Origin of the sequence: Arthrobacter sp. GCM10027362, assembly GCF_042679445.1 — a bacterium.
Taxonomy (GTDB): Bacteria; Actinomycetota; Actinomycetes; order Actinomycetales; family Micrococcaceae; genus Crystallibacter.
In genome coordinates, this window is record NZ_JBHTML010000438.1 from 1 (window position 1) to 660 (window position 660).

Consider the following 660-nt stretch of genomic DNA (forward strand, 5'->3'; position numbering starts at 1 on the left):
GCCGGAAGCCGGGGCGAAGCACCGGATCGAGGCGGCGCTGCGGCGGCTGCGCGCAACATTCCGGGACGCCGGGCGCCGCCACGACCGCGCGGTGGTGGTCCTGGCGCAGGCGGACATGTTCGACCCGGCCCCGCCGGCCGCAGCGGCCGATGACCCGGAGCAGGTTTTCGGCTTCCGCGCGATCGTGCGCGCCCTGGCCGAGGACTCGGAGTGGCTTCAGGCCTACGGCCGGGACGCTGCCGCGGACAGGCTGCAGCGCACCACCGTGGCCGGTTCCGCCAACGCTGCCAGCTATGTGCGGTTCACCGTGGCGCCCAACGGGCCGAAGAACGCCGGCTCCCGCCGGTAGCCCCGGCGACCGGTGTGCCGCGGCGGCAGGGCCCTATGCTGTCAGACGTGGGAACTGAACGCTTGCTGCCGGTGAAACCTGCCCGGGGCCTGAACCGGCGCATCCTGGCCCTGGCCGTGCCGGCCTTCGGCGCGCTCATCGCCGAGCCGCTGTTCCTGCTGGCGGATTCGGCCATCGTCGGGCACCTGGGCGTGCCGCAGCTGGCCGGCGTCGGGCTGGCGGCCACGGTGGTGCAGACCGGCGTCGGGCTGATGGTCTTCCTGGCCTACTCCACCACCCCCGCCGTCGCGCGGCTGCTGGGCGCCGGGCGG

At 75.0% G+C, this 660-nt stretch carries 1 protein-coding gene and 1 pseudogene; both read left to right on the top strand.

Annotation, left to right across the window (positions count from 1 at the left end):
* Positions 1–349, top strand: a pseudogene (locus tag ACFQ36_RS23225) (hypothetical protein); the annotation flags it as partial.
* Positions 350–384: 35 nt separating this feature from the next.
* Positions 385–660: MATE family efflux transporter (locus ACFQ36_RS23230; protein ID WP_377017987.1), on the top strand; the 276-nt coding region annotated here is incomplete at its 3' end.